The 21,559-nt window shown below is 37.3% G+C and carries 16 protein-coding genes; 8 read left to right on the top strand and 8 right to left on the bottom strand.

The annotated features are described in order from the left end of the window. Window positions 1-23: 23 nt before the first annotated feature. The 6 genes from ACOMC3_RS13710 to ACOMC3_RS13685 all read left to right on the top strand — a co-directional run bounded on the left by ACOMC3_RS13710 (window position 24) and on the right by ACOMC3_RS13685 (window position 9,466). The gene (locus ACOMC3_RS13710; RefSeq protein ID WP_420316449.1) at window positions 24-989 is read left to right on the top strand and encodes a glycosyltransferase family 2 protein; all 966 of its coding nucleotides are present in this window, start codon (window positions 24-26) and stop codon (window positions 987-989) included. Continuing rightward, on the top strand, window positions 990-1,829 hold the full coding sequence (locus ACOMC3_RS13705; protein WP_420316448.1) for a class I SAM-dependent methyltransferase: 840 nt from the start codon (window positions 990-992) through the stop codon (window positions 1,827-1,829). It begins immediately after the preceding gene. Beyond that, on the top strand, window positions 1,826-2,608 hold the full coding sequence (locus ACOMC3_RS13700; RefSeq protein ID WP_420316447.1) for a hypothetical protein: 783 nt from the start codon (window positions 1,826-1,828) through the stop codon (window positions 2,606-2,608). Before ACOMC3_RS13705 ends, ACOMC3_RS13700 begins: the two co-directional genes overlap by 4 nt. Further along, a complete protein-coding gene (locus tag ACOMC3_RS13695; RefSeq protein ID WP_420316446.1) occupies window positions 2,601-8,336 on the top strand; it encodes a PKD domain-containing protein in 5,736 nt (1,911 codons plus the stop codon). The genes ACOMC3_RS13700 and ACOMC3_RS13695 overlap by 8 nt, the downstream gene beginning before the upstream one ends. 157 nt (window positions 8,337-8,493) lie before the next feature. Beyond that, window positions 8,494-8,988, top strand: a complete 495-nt coding sequence (locus tag ACOMC3_RS13690) for an Lrp/AsnC family transcriptional regulator (protein WP_420316445.1) — start codon at window positions 8,494-8,496, stop codon at window positions 8,986-8,988. Next, window positions 8,978-9,466 carry a phosphoribosyltransferase family protein gene (locus ACOMC3_RS13685; protein WP_420316444.1) on the top strand — a complete coding sequence of 163 codons (489 nt, stop codon included), beginning with the start codon at window positions 8,978-8,980 and terminating at the stop codon, window positions 9,464-9,466. Before ACOMC3_RS13690 ends, ACOMC3_RS13685 begins: the two co-directional genes overlap by 11 nt. A gap of 68 nt (window positions 9,467-9,534) precedes the next feature. On the opposite strand, the gene ACOMC3_RS13680 is transcribed toward ACOMC3_RS13685, so the two are convergent. After that, window positions 9,535-10,407: an anti-sigma factor domain-containing protein gene (locus ACOMC3_RS13680; protein WP_420316443.1), complete on the bottom strand. Its 873-nt coding sequence runs from the start codon at window positions 10,405-10,407 to the stop codon at window positions 9,535-9,537. 225 nt (window positions 10,408-10,632) lie between these two features. Between ACOMC3_RS13680 and ACOMC3_RS13675 the strand changes: the two genes are divergently transcribed. Both ACOMC3_RS13675 and ACOMC3_RS13670 read left to right on the top strand, forming a co-directional pair. Then, window positions 10,633-11,328 (top strand): response regulator transcription factor, encoded by a 696-nt coding sequence (locus ACOMC3_RS13675; RefSeq protein ID WP_420316442.1) that lies wholly within the window; start codon window positions 10,633-10,635, stop codon window positions 11,326-11,328. Continuing rightward, entirely contained in the window at window positions 11,325-12,830 is a 1,506-nt protein-coding gene (locus ACOMC3_RS13670; protein WP_420316441.1) for an ATP-binding protein, read from the top strand. The genes ACOMC3_RS13675 and ACOMC3_RS13670 overlap by 4 nt, the downstream gene beginning before the upstream one ends. Here ACOMC3_RS13670 and ACOMC3_RS13665 read toward each other — a convergent pair. From ACOMC3_RS13665 to ACOMC3_RS13635, 7 genes are all read right to left on the bottom strand, one after another. Then, window positions 12,827-13,870 (bottom strand): hypothetical protein, encoded by a 1,044-nt coding sequence (locus ACOMC3_RS13665; protein ID WP_420316440.1) that lies wholly within the window; start codon window positions 13,868-13,870, stop codon window positions 12,827-12,829. The two genes, ACOMC3_RS13670 and ACOMC3_RS13665, sit on opposite strands and share 4 nt — an antisense overlap. A gap of 6 nt (window positions 13,871-13,876) precedes the next feature. Continuing rightward, window positions 13,877-14,836 carry a bestrophin family protein gene (locus ACOMC3_RS13660; RefSeq protein ID WP_420316439.1) on the bottom strand — a complete coding sequence of 320 codons (960 nt, stop codon included), beginning with the start codon at window positions 14,834-14,836 and terminating at the stop codon, window positions 13,877-13,879. Next, window positions 14,837-15,910: a glycosyltransferase family protein gene (locus tag ACOMC3_RS13655; RefSeq protein WP_420316438.1), complete on the bottom strand. Its 1,074-nt coding sequence runs from the start codon at window positions 15,908-15,910 to the stop codon at window positions 14,837-14,839. A 13-nt stretch (window positions 15,911-15,923) separates the two neighbouring features. Continuing rightward, window positions 15,924-17,240, bottom strand: a complete 1,317-nt coding sequence (locus ACOMC3_RS13650; protein WP_420316437.1) for a sensor histidine kinase — start codon at window positions 17,238-17,240, stop codon at window positions 15,924-15,926. A gap of 37 nt (window positions 17,241-17,277) precedes the next feature. Next, window positions 17,278-18,660, bottom strand: coding sequence for a sigma-54-dependent transcriptional regulator (locus ACOMC3_RS13645; RefSeq protein WP_420319320.1), 1,383 nt, complete (start codon window positions 18,658-18,660; stop codon window positions 17,278-17,280). A gap of 115 nt (window positions 18,661-18,775) precedes the next feature. Next, window positions 18,776-20,233, bottom strand: coding sequence for a TolC family protein (locus ACOMC3_RS13640; RefSeq protein WP_420316436.1), 1,458 nt, complete (start codon window positions 20,231-20,233; stop codon window positions 18,776-18,778). Then, window positions 20,230-21,531, bottom strand: a complete 1,302-nt coding sequence (locus tag ACOMC3_RS13635; RefSeq protein WP_420316435.1) for an HlyD family secretion protein — start codon at window positions 21,529-21,531, stop codon at window positions 20,230-20,232. The genes ACOMC3_RS13640 and ACOMC3_RS13635 overlap by 4 nt, the downstream gene beginning before the upstream one ends. Window positions 21,532-21,559: the final 28 nt, after the last annotated feature.

Raw genomic sequence — 21,559 nt, 5'->3', positions numbered from 1 at the left:
TCCCTGTATAAGAAAAGACTCAAATGAAAAAATGTCTCTCCATAGTAATTGTGAATTACGATACTAATGAATTGACGGTTCAGTGTCTAAAATCCATTGAACAGACCAGACCTGGCGACTTAGATCTACAGATTATTATTGTAGATAATGCCTCTCCGAATGACGACCCTTCTCAAATTTTAGAATCTTTTCCTGATGTAAACCTAATAGTAAATGATCGCAACCTGGGATTCGGAGTAGCCAACAACATTGGGATAAGTAGGTGTACTGGCGACTACATACTGTTACTGAATTCGGATACTATTCTACATGAAGGTTGTTTAAAAAACTGCACTGATTTCTTAGCATCAGAGTTTGTTAGAGATCACAACATAAATCTGATTGGCTGTAATGTAAAAAATGAGGATGGAACAGATCAGTACTCCATTTTTAAGGAGCATGCACCATTGAAGTATTTTTTTACCTCCAATGCCTTGCTAACAAGGTTTTTTTTTAGAAATCATGAAACCTTTGATTTTTCTAAAAGCCAATTTGTGAGTGGAGTTTCTGGATGCTTTATGATGTTCAAGATAGATATTTTTAGTAAGGTCAAGCCATTTGATCCAGATTTTTTCATGTATTCAGAAGAAGTAGAACTTTGCAGGAATCGATTATCTAAGTACGCGAAGATTTACTATTATTCAGGTGCAAGTATCACCCACTTAAGGGGGAAGAGCTCTCCGAAAAAATCTGCCCTATATCTGAATATGCTATCATTCGCTTTGTACCGGTATAAGATGGGCTGGAGGGATTATCTCCTATATTGCTTAGCCACTTTTTTCAATATTGCTACATTGTGCTTGTTATTGCCATATGGTTATCTTAGAAGAAAATCATGGTATATAACAGAACTGCAAGGATATTTAAAGATATTACCATATATCTTTTTTCAAATTCCTAGATACCCACGTAGTTGGGGTAGTAGACCACAATTTTTAAAATTTACCTAGATGATACTATCCAAACTGAAAGAAGTAGTCTTCACAATCATAGATAAAATCTTTTTGAAGGTTGATAAATCACATATGTACAGAAGTGGTGGGTTGCATTTGATACCGGATTATAGGTTTCGTAGAGGTGGAAAGGTTAGTTATGGTGAATGGGCATTTGTTATTGGAATATTTCACACTTTGATTGAACAACACGCCCACACTAAAAAAGAGAAAATTCTGGATGTAGGATGTGGTACAGGATTATTGGGTATTTCCTCTTACAATATTTGCATGAATGGTGGTGTGTACCATGGCATTGATGTAAACAAATCAGATGTAGAATTTTGTGAAAAACAATTTTCTAATGCAAACTATGCGTTTCAGCATTTTGATGTTTTCAATGCTACCTATGCTTTGGATCAAAATCAATCTCAAAAAAAATGGCCTAATGAAGACGAGTACTATGACTTGGTGACAGCACTTTCGGTTTGGACTCATTTCAACGAATCTGATGCCAGTTTCTACTTAAAAGAAGTATCAAGAGTTCTGAAAGTTGACGGAATTGCAATTATTACTTTTTTTATCATAGATGAATTTGTTGCTAAACCGTCAAATAATACAAAATTTCATAAATCGAATCATTTAGATTGGACATTCGATATTCCGGCTTATGCTTCCCAGCATTGGAAGACTACTAAATGGACAAATCAGCCAGAAGATGCCATTGCAGTTGATAAAAATGCTCTTATGGGCTTAGTGCGAGAAGCCAATCTTTCAGTAGAAAAATATTACCCTGGAACATGGAAGAATTATCCCGGAGTTTACTTTCAAGATATTTTGATCCTAAAAAAAGGATGACAAAGAGAATATTTACATTGGCTGGAATGCATAGATCCGGCACATCATTAGTAGCCAATTGGTTTCATGATTCAGGGATATTTATGGGGAATGATCTTCTGGAAGCTGCCTCTACAAATATGAAAGGGCACTTTGAGGATGTCCAATTTCTAGAGCTTCACAAGAACGATTTAAGATCAAAGGGGTTTCATCAATCTGGCCTATTGATTAAAAGTGGAGACCTAACCATTGATCATGAGGACTTGGCAAAAGATCTGATTAAAAGTAGGACTGAATTGGATATTTGGGGGTGGAAGGAACCCAGGACAACTCTTTACTTAAGACATTGGAAGAAGCTGATCCCGGAATTGAAAGTAATTTCTATTTATAGGCCACCTGAATATGTAATAATGTCTCTTTACAGAAGATTGAAAAAAGGAAAGTGGTATTATACCAGAAATCCGATTAAGAAGTTGATATGGTATTTGGATATCGATTTAAATCGGAGGAGATGGGTAAAGGTCTTTTCTGAATTATACTATTTGTATAACAAAATGGTGTTAGAATTCAATGAATTGTATCCGGATGATTCTTTAATAATCAATTTGAACCAATTCATTGAAAGGGAAGAAAAAACAAGTCAAATTATCAATGATTTCCTAGGTAAGAAGACCAATTTTGTTCCTTTTTCGATGATCTATGATAAATCTCTGTTGAAGCAGTCAGCCCCTGAATTACCTTTACCTCTCATTAAAAAATCTAAAGATATTTTTAGATTATTAGAAGGTCAGAGTGCGTAAATTAATAGGGTTAATATTTTTTCTACTTGCAGTTGGATTGCATGGTCAAAACCTAAGTATTGCTGTTGAAGATACAGCATGTGTGAACGCCAACCCTGCAATAGTCAATTTAAGTTCAGGGATTGACAGTATTCAATATGATTTTTGTCCTGGAGAATTGGTAAATTCTCCAGAAGCCACAATTCAGTATAACATACCAGCAAACAATATTGGACTCGATGATATACAAACCCTTTATGATGGGTCGAATTACTACGCCTTTGTTTTGTCAAATACTAATAATGAATTGTACCGAGTAACAATCGGTGACTCATTGACGGATACTCCTTCTACCTTCGATGATTTTGGCAATGTGGGATCTTTGAGTAATGCGAGAAGGATTTCTGGGATTCAGGAAGGAAATACTTGGTATGTGTTTATCTCAAATTTTGGAAACAATTCGATTACCAGGGTGGATTTTGGTACAGATTTGTCAGGAAATATTCAGGTAGCAAATAACTTAGGAAACATAAATAGTGCTCTAAGTGGACCTTTCGCATTGGAAGCACTCGAAATAGGAGGAAATTATTACTTGATTGTAGGGAATCATCTCTCAAAGCAAATAAGGGTGTTCGATTACGGAAATTCATTTAACAATACACCCACAACAATTAATGACTTTACTGTTCCTTCAGATATAGGTAATTTATCTGCTCTCAAAACTGTACTGATTAATGACAACATCTATTTAGCCGTTTGCGGTCAGATAAAAGCATTTTTGTATGACTTTGAAGGAGCTGATTTGTCTAATACAACAACCCTTCTTTATGACCTCAGCACTTTTGGCATCATGAGCGCCCCCCGTGGGTTGGATGTTTTGCATGACAATGGCAATGTTTTCATTAATGTCATGGGATTTAGTGGAAACTATTATTCTTATCAATTTGACAATTCGTTCAACTTTGTGAAGTTCAATAATTATGGTGTTTTTACAGGACTAACAGATACACGATCCCTTGACTTCAACTTCCAAAATTCAGAGTGGATAGGCTATTCGATTAATAGGAGTACTGACCATGAACTATTTCAAATATCCTACCCTGATGATTGTAGTTCTACAGTTCCATCATCCTATGAATCAATGCCTACTACGGCAGCTTATGATGCATTGGGATGGCAATATTTAACTGTGGATGGGTTTTCTAATGGTTTTAGATACCATCACAGTGATTCTGTATTTATTTCAGGGATGACAGATGTCGACTTTAGTAGTGTGGTTAGTTGTGTTGGTATTACTGATTTTACCTCTATTTTAACCTCTATGGGAGATGTTGCTTTCAATTATTCTTGGGATTTTGATGATCCCGGTAGTGGTGCCTCCAATAATAGTTCAGAAGCAAATCCTACTCATACATATGATACGCCTGGAGATTACAATGTCTTTTTATCGGTGACTGATGAATGTGGTATTAATTTGGATACCACTATAGTAGTTACTGTCTTTGACCAAAATGACCTAAATCCTGGGTTTGAAGCGGCTACTGCATTACTCTGTTCAAATAGCCTGATCCAATTCAACGATACATCAACCTTCACTACTGATATACCACAAGCCTGGGCTTGGTACATTGATGATGTTCTAGTCTCTACAGATCAAAACCCTGAACTCATTTTTTCTTCGTCTGGTACATTTTCGGTTGAGCTTGAAGTAACTGGATTGAGTACCTGCGTGAAAACTGCAGAACAAATGATAGACATAGAGGAAGGGCCATCTGTGGAGGTGACCTTCAACAATAATTGCTTTGGCGAAGAAGTACAGTTTCAAACTATCGTTACCGGGGATGATAGTGGTGGATACAGTTGGGATCTAAATGGTGACAATATTGAAGATTCAACCTCTCCTAATCCTACCTTTACTTATCCTTCTGCCACCACATATATTGTAACATTACAAGTTTCTAATGCAATTGGATGTATAACTGAGGTTTCATTTGATCTTGAAGTACCAGATGATGATTTTCTGGATTTCACTATAGGTGAGGCTGTTGAAAATTTACCTGTTAATTTGAATGGTCTTGACAATACAATCAGCAATGATTCCATTGTATCATGGGATTGGCTAATAGATGGTAACATATCGTCATCTGTTCAAGATACCTTGGTTGTTTTTAGTAGCCCTGGAACTTATGAAGCTCAATTGACTGCAACTACCGCACAGGGATGCGTGGAAATTGAGACAAAAGATATCATTGTAGAGATTTCAATTTCACCTACTTCAATTTTTGATATTGAAGAAGCTGGATGCTTGAATCAAACTATCTCCATAAATAATTCCACAGTGAATGCTACTTCTTATGTGTGGGATTTCTGCCTGGAAGACTTCACAGAGACACCTAACCTAAATAGCACTGACCTTGTTGGAGTAGGAACTTTGTACGGCTACAAACTACTTGAAGAAAATGGTAATTGGTTTGGTTTTCTAACAGAAAGAGATGCAGGGGTAATATATCGATTGGATTTTGGCGATTCACCAAAAAATGCTCCATCAATTACTAGCTTGGGAAATCCATTTGGGCTACTTCAAACACCGACAGGCATTGATTTTGTCAATGAAAATGGAATATGGTATTGTTTTGTTGGGTTTTTTAACAATGATCTAAGTATTGTTCGCCTTGATTTTGGAGATGGCTTGGAAAATGATCCTACGAATGGATCAGCTATCGGGAACTTTGATGTAGCCGGAAGGATTCGGGACATTGATGTAGTAGCAGATGATAGTAGTTATTATTTACTCATTCCTTCTTATACATTCAATAACATCACTGTTGTAGATTTTGGCAACTCCGTACTAAATAGTGTATTAGAAGAGGATGTAATTACAACAACCGCAATATCAGGTGCGGCAAATTTGAATGGAATTACTTCGGTGGAAGTTGGTGAAAATTGGTATGTGCTGGTCAGTTCTCTCTCGAATAGTAATATCCACCAATTAAATTTTGGCACCTCATTGTTTAATTCTACACCAACTCAAGAAGCGACTTACTCTTTTGCCTCTGTTGACAGACCTTTTCGTTCTGATATTATAAAAAATGGAGATAATTATTTGGCATTAATAGGAAATGATGGACTCCCGTTTTCGATTATCAATTTCAATGATTTTACTGAGCCCCCAATTGAAATGGAAAATTCAGGTTTGCCATCTGTATACGGGATTGAAGCAATCAACTATAATGGAGAATATATTATTCAAGGAGGCTTTTCAGCAAATCATCAAACTGCTATTTTTTCTAAAAAATGTACTACCAATCAAGCTTCTACTGATTTTTCACCATCAGTTACTTACTCCAATTCTGGAGAATTTATTGTTGAATTAATTTCCACAAATGATTTAGGTAACAGCTCTGTACTAAGAGATACGATCATCATTTCAATGGTCGAAGCTCCTTCAATTAATTTTGCTATAAATCAATCTAGGTGCATCTCCAATCCAAACACCTTCATACCCTCAACCATAGGCCTCACTTCCTATTCCTGGGACTTCAACAATGACGGAATAGAAGACAGCAATGAAGAAAGTCCTCAAGTATTATTCGATACCCTAGGAGGAGTAGGGACATACACGGTTCGATTAGATGTAAGTGATGGCACTTGCAACAACTTCTATGAAGAAGAAATCACGATCTATAATCCTCCACCAGCACCTAGTTACGATTTTTCTGCATCCAGGTATTGTGTCGATGCTGGGATTGATTTCAGTAATACTACCGACGATGCATCTTACACAGGCCCACTGTCTTATTCATGGGAATTCATCGATGATGCGACATCTAGTGTCGTAGGTACCTCGGATGAGGAAAATCCTACTTTCTCATTTTCTACTTCAGGAACCAAAACCGTTAGATTAACCTCCAGTATCCCTGGATGTGAAGAGACTACACAACAAACAATCACCATCAACCCCCCTCCAACTGCAGACTTTACAGCTGGTTCCGTCTGCCAAAATGAATCCATGCAATTCACCAATTCTAGTGTGAATGCAGATACGTATCTATGGGATTTTGGTGATGGGTTTAATTCAACAGCGGCAGAGCCGAGCCACATCTTTACAGATGCTGGGAATTACAATGTCTCATTGACCGCTACTGACACTAATGGTTGTGATCATGTGATCAATCAAGAAGTTTCCATATCAGCAACACCACAATCGGAATTTGACTTTGAAATTCCTTGCACTTCTTCAGAAGGGATTCAATTCTTTGATATGTCCACTGTTGAAAATGCAGATATAGTCTCATGGCGATGGGATGTGGATGGAGTTGAAGTATCAACCGCTCAAAACCCAACTATTTCATTTGATACAGAAGGAATTTTAACAATTGCCTTGACTACTATTAGCTCTAACGGTTGTGAATCATACCATGCAGAGGATATAGAAATTTTAGCTGCCCCACAACCAGATTTTGAAGTCCAAATTGCTTGCCAAGGCGAAGCATCTGTTTTTACAGATAACACTTCATTCTCGGGGAATATCATTTCATGGGTATGGACCATTGATGGGGTTGCTTATAACACCGAAAACGCAAATCATATTTTTCAAGATGCAGGCATCTATGATGTCTCACTTGAAGTGACTGGTCAGAATTTCTGCTCAGAGAGCATAACTAAATCGGTGGAAGTGCTGCAACTACCTTCACCAGCATTCACAGTGGTAGGGTCCTGTGATAATGAACTAATAACTATTACTGATTTATCTGAGGAGTTTAATGATGCAATCATTTCACGAACATGGCTCATTGATGATGAGCAAGTAGGAAATGGGACAGAATTGTTTTTAAACAATCTAAGTGATGGTAGTTATACTGTCACCCTTGAATTGGAAACAGCTTTTGGTTGCGTTACTAATTCTTCTGAAACCCTGGAAATCAATGATTCCCCAGAATCTTCATTTTCATCGTCAAAAACTTATGGATTACCGAATGATCAAATAAACTTCACCAACTCATCAGCAGGAGCTGCAAGCTTTGAATGGTTGCTCAATGGAGCACCGTTTAGTACTGAAGCGGATGCAGAAACGTTAATATTTTCAGAAGTTGGGACACATGTAGTTAGTTTGGTTGCTCAAAATAGTTTTGGTTGCGCTGACACTTCTTCTCAACAGATTTTAATTGCTATACCTGAAATAGATCTTGCCATTGGAAGCCTGGAACTTGTTGCTGAAAATAATACCGGAAGGATATTTCTGGAAGTTCAGAACTTTTCCAACTTACCTATTGAAATTACTAATGCAGAAATAATTCTGGAAGATCAGTTTACACTTACAGAACAAATAGAACAGTTCATAAATGTAGGTCAGACCAGCCTCGTGAACCTAAATGTTGGAGTGCCACTGGGTAATTCAGATCCATCTTATTTATGTGTAAGGTTATCATCTCAATATGTTGATTATCCGGATCTAACGCCAATCAATAATGAGAAATGTATCAATATTCAGCCTACAGTTAAGGTAGAAAATCCATTTCCAAATCCAGTTACAGATCAGTTCAGAATTAAAGTGGTATCACCGGAAGCAGGAACAGCTACATTGAAGCTTCTGAACTCTGCTGGAAAAGTACAAATCCAAAATTCTTATAATACATCTTCAGGCCTGAATAACTTCTTTGCGGAAATGAGTTTCCTTGATTCAGGCATCTATTTTATCACCATTGAGATAAATGGAACCACGTTTAGGCGTAAAGTGATCAAACTTTAATTTTGGGATCGGATTAGGGTTTTTTTCCAATTAATTGTTAAAGGTTTGTAGTTTATTTAAATGGTTGTCAGAATTTTTATTAATCCTATTAAATTTGCAACGAATAAAATTCTGTTGTGCTGAATTAAGCCTGCCTCTACGATAAATCATAAAACTCATGAAAATACAATCTTCACGCATTAAACTGGATAAAATTGATCGGAAGATCCTTGACATCCTACAGTCTAATGCAAAAATCACCAACGCCCAGCTTTCTAAAGACATTGGATTATCGCCTGCACCTACTTTGGAACGAGTTAAAAAGCTCGAAACATCAGGTATTATTAAAAGTTATCATGCCAAGCTAGACACTGATAAGGTAGGCTTGGGAGTGCATACATTCGTGCAAGTATCCCTTAAAGGTCACAACAAGAAAAACATTGATGCATTTATTAATGAGATCAATTCAATCCCTGAAGTAATCGAGTGTCATCACATCACAGGTTCTGGTGACTTTATTCTAAAAATTATTTGTAGCGATATTCAATCTTACCAAAAGTTGATGCTTGAAAAAGTATCTGAAATTGAAGTGGTTGACGGCTTGCAATCAATGATAATACTCTCTACTTTCAAGGACAGCAAAGTAATGCCTGTACCTGAAAATGAGCAATAATCAGATTTTAACACAGCCGAAGGTTGATCAGATCGTTCGTAGGATCGGCTATCAGATCTACGAAAATAATATGGGGGAAGACCTTGTATTGGTAGGCGTAGATTCTGGTGGAAGAAAACTGGCTGATCAAATCAATAAGACTCTGAAAGAAATTTCAGGAAAGAAATCGATTTGCCATACAATCTCACTTGATAAAGAAAACCCGCTAAATAAAGACATCCTCATTGATGGGGATGCCTCTGATTTAAGGGATAAGTCTGTTGTTCTATGCGACGATGTATTAAATAGCGGCAGAACATTGGCATATAGCCTAACCAAACTTCTGACTTTGGAAGTTAAAAAAGTGGAAACAGCTGTTCTAGTGCTTCGAACGCATGGCAGATTTCCGATTTATGCGAATTACAAGGGTTACGAACTTTCTACAACAATCAAAGAGCATGTAGAAGTACGACCAGGTGATGGTGTTTATTTACTTTAAAACTAAAGAGACCTAATCTTGATGGCATCAGATCAGGCCTCAGTTAAACACCTCTAAACAATTTATTTTTATCTATTCACACTACCGCTTGGATAGGAAGCTGAAACATTATTATCCAGGCTATAGGGATTGCCCGAAAGTGAAGATGGAATCATTCCAGCAAGAGGTTTCAGCGTAAAAGGAGCTGAGCTATTGTCCGGATCCGGTTCGATTGAAATGACAGCTGTTGTTCCTCTTAAATCCGTTGGAAAAGTAAGGCCAGATGGTGCGTTACTTAGAAAATCTTCCCCCGGGTAATTCGGACCTGCATTCGATCCGCTAAATGGAGCCGCATCATCTCCCATAGCCACACTGGTAAAGGTTCCCGTAGTAACCGGTGTACCATCTATGACTACCCAGCCTTCATATTTCCAGCCAGCCTCTAGTGCTGGCAAATCAAGACCTGCTTCAGCTGATCCAGAGCTATTATCCAGGAACCAAATGCCACTAAATTCCTCTTCAGGTGCTCCGGTTCCGGTAGGTGTTGCAATGATGTATTTGCCATTAGCATTTTCAAAACCTGCACCAACCGTTGATGTACTAAGACTGGCGTTATTTCCACTGAAACTACCAGCCAGTATTTTTGTCGGGGCTGGTGCGGGATCGTTATCAGGTACTGGTTCTATTGACAGAACAAACATCGTAGCAGCATCTAATTGAGCAGCATTTACCATAAAAGTAGTTGCTGAAAGATCTCCACTTTCACTCACTGTGAAAGTGCCGGTTGAAACAGGGGATCCGTCCACTATGATCCAACCCTCGTAAGCAAAGTCTGATCCAAGATCCTCTAATCCATCTATAATTAGCGTAAGATCTGAAATTGAAGGCCCGCTATCATCATCATCGCTACAGCTGGTTAACAATATGCCCAGGGCAGCTATCATCATTAATAATTTTTTCATTGGAGTTCTAATTTGTTTGATACAAAAGAACATGCGGCATATTGCAAAAGGATCACAGCTTTTTAACATTTCATTTCAAGCACTTAAATGTCACTTTTAAGTTATTAGACCAGTAATTTGATCGTATTTAATTTCTAAGAAGTGTCATTCATTCTACTATTCGGGTGTTTTAGTAACAACTTGTGATACTTCTGTGATAAGTTTTTACTTCTTTCGAGAAGAGATATGCCAAAAGTTTTAATTATAGAAGACGATCCTGAGATCATTGATCTGGTGGAAATCCACTTAAAGGACCTATCCTGTCAGGTTATAAAGGCTATGGATGGTGGGTCTGGATTTGATCTTGCAAGATCTGAAGAGCCCGATTTAATCATTTTGGATGTGGCACTTCCAATAATGGATGGGATAGAGGTTTGTCAAAAGATCAGAAAATATCAGAATACACCTATTATCATGCTAACTGCAAAGTCTGAAGAAATTGATCGGGTACTGGGATTGGAAGTGGGTGCAGATGATTACATAACGAAACCTTTCAGTATCAGAGAATTTATTGCACGGGTTAAGGCCATTTTTCGCAGAACCAAACTTATAAAAGAAAGCATTTCTAATGGGTCAGTCAGATTTGTTTTTGAAGATCTTACAATTGATGTTGAGAAAAGGAAAGTTGAATTAAAAGAACAAAAAGTTGAGCTATCACCTAAAGAGTTTGAACTTCTTACACTCATGGCCTCACATCCTGGAAAAAGTTATACAAGAAGTGATCTCCTTAAGTTGATTTGGGGTTACGATTTTGAGGGATATGAACATACGGTCAATTCCCATATAAATAGGTTGCGAGCGAAAATCGAATCTGATATGGCTAATCCGAAATATATTTTAACGACCTGGGGAGTCGGTTATAAGTTTAATGAGGAGTTATGAGAGAAAGATCAAGACTTCTTACCAATAAGCTTATCGTTAAAATAACCATCGTTTTCACGATGTTGGTTATGCTTATGGGATTATCATACATGCTCATTTCTATTTATTTAACCAATAAGCATTTTGAGGAACGTTCACAGAAGCTCAATTCAGAACTTGCAAATCACCTGATAGAAGAGAAATTTCAAGGGAATACTCCCTTTCTGGAAAATGGCGAGGTGAATAAACCACTTTTCGGAGATTTGATGCATGACATGATGGCCGTTAACAGAGCCATTGAGGTTTATCTTATTAGTCTGAAGGGTGAGATTCTTTATTCTGTTGTTTTGGATCATGACAATCCTAACAATCCTACAGAATTTATAGATCTGGCGCCTGTAAAGGAGTTTATAAATTCCAATGGAAACCGTTATATCCTTGGAGATGACCCACGAGATAAGAATCAAAAGAAAATTTTCTCAGCAGCCAGATTCAATGAAAATGGACAGGAAGGCTACATATATATTGTTTTAGCAGGCCAGGAGATTGATAAAGTATCGTCAAGCTTGTTCACTAGTTATTTCATGAAATTAGGAATCGTAGCTTCAATTTTGACAACACTATTTATTCTATTTCTTGGTTTTTTAAGCATCTGGTTTCTAACAAAAAATCTAAGATCGATCATTGCTACGGTTAGAAGATTTAGGGAAGGAGATATGGATATTCGTATTGAAAATCCTCAACAAAATGATCTATCAGTGCTTGCAGTCAACTTTAATGAGATGGCAGATACCATTAAGGAAAATATAGAAGAGATAAAATCTGTTGACATACTCAGAAGAGAATTAATAGCCAATGTGTCTCATGATTTAAGAACTCCACTCTCCATCATCAACGGGTATATCGAAACTTTACAGATGAAAAAGGAGACATTAAGCGAGGATGAGCAGAATAAATATTTGAATATCATCAAAGGGAGTTCGGATAAACTTTCTCGTTTAGTTTCTCAACTATTTGAGTACTCTAAGCTTGAAGCAAGACAGATTCAACCTCAAAAAGAACCTTTTGCAATCACCGACTTATCATTGGACCTTGTCTCGAAGTATCAGATTTTAGGTAAAGAAAAAAATATTGAAATTAAACTGGAGGCAGATGATCAATTACCGCTCGTTTTTGCAGATATAAGTTTGGTAGAACGAGCAATACAAAATTTGCTAGATAATGCAATAAAATTCACTCCGATAGGTGGATTAATTAAACTACAAATTTCTTCAAACGATGATGAGATAAAAGTCGGAATATCAGATAATGGACCAGGAATAAAAAAGAGCGATCAATCCATAATTTTTGATAGATATCGGCAGTCCAGAAAACACTCTCAAAATGAAGGATTAGGTCTGGGATTGGCTATCGTGAAAAAGATAATGGAATTGCATAACACAACCATCAAGGTCATAAGCACACCTAATCAAGGAAGTACTTTTGAATTCAATCTTCCTAAATATCAAGTTTCAATGTCTTAATAGTCCTTATATAGATTCGGCTTCCTGGTAAGCATCTCCAGACTCATTTCGACTAGTTCACCCATATTTTCACAAACAAGAAAATCTTTTTCTTCATAAAAATCTGCAAGCTCTTTCCTGAGTCGCTTAATATTATCAGGCTTTGATAATTTGTCTTTTTTCATAGCCGAGAGCAGATCAGCCACACGCTTGTGCTCGACTTTTAACCTGTTAGCGATGTTAGATCTTTCCTCTCGTTGGTATTGCCTTACGGTCTCTGGAGTCATGTGCTTAAGGCCGATTTTGATTATAGGGTTATTCTGTGTGTAGTATTGAGGAAGATAAATGGCCCTCCTTCCCTCATAAGATTGCTGGTCAAAGTCAATGGCTCTCAAGCGATATTCTACATCTTCAAAATCAGGCGTAATGTCAATTACGAAATTACTGCTGTGCATATCACCTAATAGCCTCACAAAACAGCGCTCATTAAACTTCACAAATTCTTTAGCTAAACGTATTTCATTTAGTGTACTACTTTTTAAATACTTCTTAATAAAAAGTTCAGCCGGAACACCAACAATATGTTCCTCGATTAGCGTTTCTCTATTTACTACATAACTTATTTTATTCGGAGAAAGTAGGTGTTCTAACTCAAGCCCATAAATGCGGGAAGCATCTGCACGCTTAATATAGAAATAGTCAAAATTGTCATTGATTTGGTTAACGACCCTAATTCTAAATGGCTGTGTATTTCCGTAAGCACAAAGGTCTACACGATCAATGATGAGATGGTCCATCACAGAAAGGTCACCATCGGACTTCATGATCGCATAAACTTTTTTCAATGATGCATTGATATGCACCATATCTCCTTGTGGAAAGAAAACCGTTTCCCATAAGGTGTCATTGCCCGATTTATCATAAAGTGGAATCGAATTATCATATCTCAATAGGTCACCATAGTAGATGGGCAAATCAATCTCACGATCATATTTTTTGATATAGGATCTCAGGGGTTTACTTATTGGAAAGATTTCTTTTTTCTTACTGATTATTGCCATCGGTTCTTAATCAAGGTATTTAACACCAAAACGGCCTGTCTTTGGTTCTATTGGTGCTGGAACAGTATCACTTTTAATCATTTCAAGAAGATCAATTTCAATATTTCGAGTAATCGTAGTTATCGGAGTGTCAGCAGCTCTTCCCTCAAAAGGATCTTCAGTTACAGCCCCTGATTTTTCCAAAATGGTAAATACGAACGAGATGGCAATGGCCATTGGAATAGCTCCCCATCCCATTTCTGGCGTTAGCGCAAATGGGAGACAAATGACAAAAAGCCAAAGAAATACTCCGGTGAAGTAGTTGTAGTAGTAGGGAAATATGGTTCCTTTTATACGCTCTGCTTTGCCTTGTAAATCATAAAATTCTTTTATGACATTAGCCAACTCCATGTGTCTGAAGTCTTCAATGATTTTACTTTCATAGGCTTCCTGCAATTTTTTTCCTTGAATGTGAAGAAGCTGAGTGGGTTTGTTATGCAGTTTTTTTATTGCTTCAATTTCATCTTCTGAAATATATTTCTCCAGGTCACTCCAGTGATTGTGTTTTCTTAAATGCATAATCAATGCATATAACCAACCAATGTGCCGGTGAATCAACTCTTTCCGCCATGACTCTATCTGATCGTTTTTAATCTTACCTTTTGAGAAATGGCCTGATGAAAATGTACAGATCATCACTCCGAACGTACGGCTTGCGTTAACCACACCACCCCAGACTTTGCGTGCTTCCCACCAGCGGTCATAGGCACTGTTATTTCTAAATCCCAGAAATATCGCTAACGCTCCACCTAAAATGGTTACTGGAACCATAGGTAGAGTGATTGGATTGAATGTGAAGATTTCACCAAACTTATATTGAACAGTAGCCAATATGGAAATGATTGTAAATAATAGGATATTCTTTCTGTTGTAGAAAGTGATTCCAAGAACCTGTTTAAAAGGATTATCTGAATATTTTATTAACATTTATGTCAGAATTTTTAAGAATGTTTCTGGTGTTGAATGGCACCATTGCCTAAATTCATCACCCACATCTTTATGATTAGGAAGATAATCCAACAAAATTTCTAAGTCAAAAATTTCACTAGAGACCCCAGCGCCTGCCTTTACAGCATCAAGTGCATTGCATGCTTGCTCATAATGACCTGCTACTGGCACCATGAGTATTGGTTTTTTTAGATACATCGCTTCACATACAGATTCAAATCCTGCTGTTGTTAAGTAGCCTTTGCATGAGGCCATCAATTGGATAAATTTCTTATCATCGAGTTGATGAAAGGTGAGTGTGTCATCAATGATAAGTTCATTTGGTTCATCTTTTTTATCCCAAAAACATTGAATTGGAATTTCAGGATGTTTTAAATGAAATGCTTTGACATCTTCAGCGTATCCATGATTTACCATATAAACCAAAAAGTGATTCCCCTTTTTAGAAATTTGTTCTTTGATCTCATCTCTTAGCAATGGGGGAACAACATGTAAATTTTTAGAAGGCTCGTCTTTCATCTTCCTAAACGAAAGTGCAAGAACTTTTTTTGCTTTATAACCTGCCAGTTTATTGCCTAAAAGGAGGGATGCTTTGTCATAAATACGCCCCTTAGGAAACTCAAATTCAGAGTGATTTAAAAGAAACTGATGCGCAAGTACAAAATGCTCAGGTTGAGGTCTTTTAAGTAGAAAATAGAGACCACTTAAAAAGTCGTAGAAATTGATGATTGCATCAGGATTTTCTTTATTAACAATTTGATCAATTTCTCTTATGCTTCTAAGAAAAGTTCGAAACCTGATTAGGTTAAAAAAAAGTGTTTTAAAAAAATTGACTGACTTATTCTTTTTGTCAGTTACAAAATTTGGACTTTCAAGTTGAGTGATAGGCGAGTGTATCTGGTCTAAAAAGAAATTTGGAAGTATCCTCCGCTTACTTTTCCCAACAATCACATGAGACACCTCATGACCGTTAGAGTTAAGGATGTGATACAAGGAGATGGCTTGAGTCATGTGCCCTCTTCCTTCGCCCTGAACGATGAAAATGTATTTCAATTGATCCAGCTATTTAGCTGGCAAACTTAAGTAGAAACTCAGTGCCTTCTCCGATTTGAGACTTTGCGGTTATGTTACCACCGTGCTTTCTCATTATTTGCTTTGAAAGGCTTAGACCAATTCCGGATCCATTTTTCTTAGTGGTAAAGAATGGGATAAATATTTTCTTCAATGCTTCCTCTTCTATACCAGTTCCATTATCAGTTACCGAGATAAAAGCTCCACCACCATCGATCGGCATAGCAGTTATTGTCAATGACTTGTTTTCCTTATCTGTTGCTGCCAAAGCCTGCACTGCGTTTTTTACCACGTTGATGATTACCTGCTCTATTTGTTCTCGATCAATATTGACTGAGAGACCAGGCTTTACAGAACAATTGACTGAGATATTGGAATGTTCGATATCTGGTTTAAGCAATACCAGGATATGCTTGATCATATCCTCTATTTCATGGCACTCAAGGTTTGGATGCTTGATTCTGGTCATGTTCCTGAAGTCAGAAACAAACTTGATAAGGCTTTCACTTCTATTATGGATTGTTTTTACCGACAGATAGAAGTCTTCAATGGTGTCATCTTTTATCTGATTTATATTCTTCCCATTCTCTAGAAATTCTGCAAGTTCTGTTTCAACTGTTGCTGCAAGTGAGGAGATTGGAGTTACCGAGTTCATGATTTCATGAGTTAAAACTCTTATAAGGTTTTGCCAGGCCTCCATCTCTTTTTCTTCCAATTCTGACTGAATATTCTGGATAGAAATCAATTTAAAAGGTTTGCCCCGAAGTGATAATTCTATAGCATAAACTGCTAATTGAACCTCATCTTCGTTTTTAGAAATCTTTAGAAGATCTCGTCCGCCAGTACGTAAATCCTTTATTGTTTCAAACAACGAAGGGTGATCCCTGCCTATTTGGTTAATATTTTTTATCATCTTAAGACCAAGCAGCTTTTTAGCTGCATTGTTCATGATTTGAACTTCACCATCATCATCAAATGTGATAATTCCTATGCCTATATGCTGTACTATCGTTCTCAAATACTGATGTTGTGCTTCTTTATCTGCACGGATCTCCCTGAACTTTTTTAAAATTTCATTGAACTCATGATATAATAAATCTCTACTGGATCCTGTGTGTCTCTCCGGATAGGTATTGGTAAAATCGTCATAATGGATACTCTCCAAAAAATGTACGATTTCACGATTTGACTTCTCCAAAAAGTTGTACAAGTACCATACTTGAAAAAGCACCAGACAAAACACAAGAAACTTGGTGAAAAAATAGGACTCAGAGTAGTAGAGATGAGTAAATACAAATAGGGTTAGTAGCATTGCTATCAACCTTATGAGTAACTGAAATTTGAATGATTTATAAGCCATGCTTCTCTAATCTTCTGTATAATGAGGCTCTGGTAAGCCCTAGCTCTTTGGCGGCCTTTGAAATATTTCCCTCATACTTATTCACAACCTTTTGAATGGTTGTTTTTTCCATATCATCCAGATTATAAGAGTCAGGTTCGAGTGAAAGGTTGCTGTCTGGTTTCTGTGCAAGAAAGAAAAAATCCTCAGGCATTAACTGAGAATTGTCACTCATGATGATTGCTCTCTCGATGGCATGTTGAAGCTCTCGAATATTTCCAGGCCATGGATATTTCTGGAGTTTGCCTACTGTTGATGATGCTACCCCATCAATACTTTTTCTATATTTTCCAGCGTACATTTTTACAAAATGATTAGCCAGCATCTCCATGTCCTCCATACGCTCTCGAAGAGGTGGTAGCTGAATTTCAACCGTATTGATTCGATACAGAAGATCTTGCCTGAATGTGTTTTCATTTACCATTTCATAGACAGGCATGTTTGTAGCACTAATTAGTCGAATATCTACCGGTATTTCCTGATTACTGCCAATTCGAGTTACTTTTCTGTTTTGTATGGCTGTGAGCAGCTTCGACTGCAATGGCTGACTTAAGTTTCCAATCTCATCGAGGAAAAGTGTACCGCGAGATGCTACTTCAAACCGACCAGCTCTATCTTCTTTTGCATCTGTAAAAGCTCCCTTTTTGTGACCGAAAAGCTCACTTTCAAATAGCGACTCAGTAATTGCACCCATGTCCACACCAATAAATGGCATGTCTTTGCGTAAAGATTTTTGATGGATGGCTCTAGCTATTAATTCCTTGCCTGTTCCATTCTCACCCAATATCAAAACATTGGCATCTGTTGAAGCGACTTTGTCAATCAGTTTGAATACCTTTTTAATCGCATCACTTTCACCAATTATATCCTTAAACGCTTTGCTGCTATCTGCTTGGAGAGTTTTACTTGTTTGCTTAAGCATAGAAACCTCCTTACGACTATTTTTTAGCCGCGCAGCACTTGACAAGGTTGCAAGAAGCTTTTCATTTTGCCATGGTTTTAATACAAAATCAGTTGCGCCAGCCTTGAGCGCTTTTACAGCCATCTCTACGTCACCAAATGCTGTTATAAGAATTACTACAGCTTCCGGATCCTTTTCAAGGATTTGCTCTAGCCAATAAAATCCCTCTTTACCACTTGTAGTATCCTGACTGAAATTCATATCCAGCAGGATTACTTCGAAGCTGTCATTATTTAATAAGAATGGTATTTTTCTGGGGTCTTTTTCAATAACAACTTCTTTGATATGCTTCTTCAACAACATTTTTGCTGCTAAAAGCACATCTTCATCATCATCTATTATTAAAATTTTATTAATTGCTTCTTCCACGATTAGATTGATTTTCTTTATTAAACACGATAATGGTGCCAACCCCTAAAAAGGACTAATAATGCACACTAAGGCTAATCTAGATAAATATAACCGTTCGATAACGAACAGTGGAGGATTAATTTGTTATAAAATCGGACATATTCTGCAATCCGAGAATGGGGTAACCGACAATATGATAGAATTCAGCTTTGCTCTTCTCCCATTTTGTAAACGCATCGAAAAAATCAGTTTGAGCTTCAATGTACTTATCCTGCTGTATATTCAGCTTAAATAAGTCAGTCTCACCATTTTGAAGGTTAATGATTTCAGCTTCTAAAAGTCTTCTGTAATTATTTGACACGCCGAGATATTGATTCAAAAGCTCTTGAAAAGCGACACTTTGAGCGTATGCGCCAAGAACTTCATTCTTGAGCTCCACCTGACTCTGAGCCATTTCAAATTCATTGCTCTGCAACTTCAATTGAGTTTGTTGAATTTTGCCACGTTCCTTTCTTAAAAGTATCGGTAGTGAAAATTCAACTCCCAGTTTGTAATTATCCCCGAATTCAGGCGAACGAGAATCGAATTCTGGATTAATAGGTGCATCGATGAATGAATAAGAAAGATCTATTTGTGGTTTTAAGCTTTCTCGTGCCCATCTCATGTCAGCATCTAGCTGATTTCTCTTTCCTAATAGTTTAGCAATATCAGGATTACTTGTCATCGCAAATTCGATTGCACTTTTTACTTGGTCCTCTTTTGGAGTAGCAAAAAGAGATGTTGAATCAGGAAGTACATTGGGAAGAAGTTCCAATGGTAGAAGATTCTCAGACCACATATGTTTACTCAAGTTTAGCTTTGCGAGTTCATATTCAAGTATTGCCTTTCGGTAGTCTACTGATCGTTTTTGAAAGTTGATTTTGGCTTGTAATGTATCAACCATTGCAGCTTCTCCAAATTCATAATCGATGAGTGTTCGATCAAAAAGATTTTGGGCCAGGACAATTGCTTGCTGCATAAGTTCGCGCTTTCTACTAGCCATGTACCAATTCCAGTAATCTTTCACGATAGTAAAAAGGACCTTATTGATTTCCTTGTTCTGTTCGGCTTCAGCAATCTGAGAAAAGGCATCCGCTTTTCTAATCGCATTTCGTCTTTCGTCAAAAAATAAGCCTTTGCCCAAAGGAACTGAAACTCCAACGGACAATTGTTCGAAATCTGATTCAGGAGAAATGAAATTTTCTGGGTTTAAAAATTCACCGCTGTTTCTCGTAAATTCAACTTTGGGATCAATTCCAATCCAGGTTGGGATTTTGAAAGAGGTATTTAATAGGTTGTAATACTCTTTTTCTTTAAACTCTTTCAGGTTATAATCAGCTTCAATTTTAGGATCCAAATTACCCCTGGCCTCTCTTATCACCGCTTCTGCAGTTTCATCTAGTAAGTTGGCTTGTTTCACCACAGGGTGATAAGAAAGCGTCATTTTAATGACATCCTCTAGTGATAGATACGAAGTATCGGCATTCAGAGAATCCTGCTGAGCAAATCCTATATTAGCCAAAGCCATTGATATGAGAAATAATGCTACTCTCATTTTTTATCATCCTTTGCTAATCGTTCAATTCCCTCAATGTCTTCATAAATGGTAGGAGGGAAGCCATTCATGTTTCGCCAGATTTCATACCAAATAGGTACATTGTTTAACATAACCCAGCCTTTAGCCGCAGAGCCCATTCTTAGGAGTTGGGGCCAATTGTCCTCGTCAGGATCAGGTTTTACAATTATTCTGAACATGCCATTTTTACTTTGTACTCGATCAATAATTGCTACCTCACCTCCAAATGTGCCGACTGATGCATTTGGCCAACCGGAAAATTGTAAAGCAGGCCAGCCATCAAATTCTACCCGGACCTTCCTGCCCTCTCTTATTAATGGAATATCCATCGCTTTCACATACATTTCAAATGCGATATCAGTTGATTTTGGAAGAATTGTTGCCACGGCATCACCTTCTTTTATGGTTTCTCCAATCCCGGCTTTCATTGCTTGAACCACATATCCTGATTGAGGGGCTATCAATTGATATTGTGATTGTCGTACCAGAATATTGGCGAGTTCATTTTCCATTTTGGAAATCTCGCCTTGAGTTTCATTTAAACTGGCTATTGTCTCATTTAAGTCGGATTGCGCTTTACTAATTTTGTCTGCATAATCAGCATCAATTGAAGCAAATTCAAGGTTTGCATTCGCAAGATCCGCCTTTCTCTGAAGCCACTCATTTTCGGCTTTTAGAACTTTAGCAGCACCCATTTGAAATTTATTCTCTATTTCCTGGAATTTTGTCAACGTAATGTTGCCAGCATCATATCTGTTTTTATTCCTCTCAAATACGCTTTTAGCATTATCATAATTTACTTTCTCTGCAACGAATTCTAAACTATCTGCTTCTAGTTTCAAACTTGCCTGACGGAGTTTATTTTGTGCTTGCGAAGATTTCGCCTTTAATGCATCACGTAAAGCAGCAACCTGTCTTCTTAAAGCTAAAATTTTATTGTTTTTAGCTTCTGCTGCATTTTTCTTTGCATCAAGTTGCTCTTCAATTCTCATGACCAGATTAGGGTCAAAATACTTATCCTTAATCTCTGTGATGGTCAAAATAGTATCTCCAACAGTTACAAACTGTCCTTCGACAATGTGCCATTCGATAATACGCCCTGCTATTGCCGATTGAACCTGCTGTGGCCTATTCATTGGATTGAGGGCTGTAAGTTTTCCCTTGCCACGAATATTTTGTTGCCATGGGAGAAAAAGAAATATGATAAATATTATGGTTGCGAAAATGAGAACTTTAGCTACAGTTCGACCGACTCCAGGAGTTTTAAGTGTTCTCAAGGAGTATAGATGAGTTTCGGAAAGTTTA

The sequence above is a fragment of the Ekhidna sp. genome, from assembly GCF_965212185.1.
GTDB lineage: Bacteria > Bacteroidota > Bacteroidia > Cytophagales > Cyclobacteriaceae > Ekhidna.
Note: the sequence above shows the minus strand (reverse complement) of the source record. Positions and strands in the feature narration are given on the sequence as shown.

Coding starts and splice junctions, on each gene's coding strand:
- ACOMC3_RS13685 (WP_420316444.1), top strand. CDS start 8,978: ATGAGCAATAATCAGATTTTAACACAGCCGAAGGTTGATCAGATCGTT.
- ACOMC3_RS13640 (WP_420316436.1), bottom strand. CDS start 20,233: ATGAGAGTAGCATTATTTCTCATATCAATGGCTTTGGCTAATATAGGA.
- ACOMC3_RS13690 (WP_420316445.1), top strand. CDS start 8,494: ATGAAAATACAATCTTCACGCATTAAACTGGATAAAATTGATCGGAAG.
- ACOMC3_RS13660 (WP_420316439.1), bottom strand. CDS start 14,836: ATGTTAATAAAATATTCAGATAATCCTTTTAAACAGGTTCTTGGAATC.
- ACOMC3_RS13675 (WP_420316442.1), top strand. CDS start 10,633: ATGCCAAAAGTTTTAATTATAGAAGACGATCCTGAGATCATTGATCTG.
- ACOMC3_RS13665 (WP_420316440.1), bottom strand. CDS start 13,870: ATGGCAATAATCAGTAAGAAAAAAGAAATCTTTCCAATAAGTAAACCC.
- ACOMC3_RS13710 (WP_420316449.1), top strand. CDS start 24: ATGAAAAAATGTCTCTCCATAGTAATTGTGAATTACGATACTAATGAA.
- ACOMC3_RS13670 (WP_420316441.1), top strand. CDS start 11,325: ATGAGAGAAAGATCAAGACTTCTTACCAATAAGCTTATCGTTAAAATA.
- ACOMC3_RS13680 (WP_420316443.1), bottom strand. CDS start 10,407: ATGAAAAAATTATTAATGATGATAGCTGCCCTGGGCATATTGTTAACC.
- ACOMC3_RS13705 (WP_420316448.1), top strand. CDS start 990: ATGATACTATCCAAACTGAAAGAAGTAGTCTTCACAATCATAGATAAA.
- ACOMC3_RS13700 (WP_420316447.1), top strand. CDS start 1,826: ATGACAAAGAGAATATTTACATTGGCTGGAATGCATAGATCCGGCACA.
- ACOMC3_RS13650 (WP_420316437.1), bottom strand. CDS start 17,240: ATGCTACTAACCCTATTTGTATTTACTCATCTCTACTACTCTGAGTCC.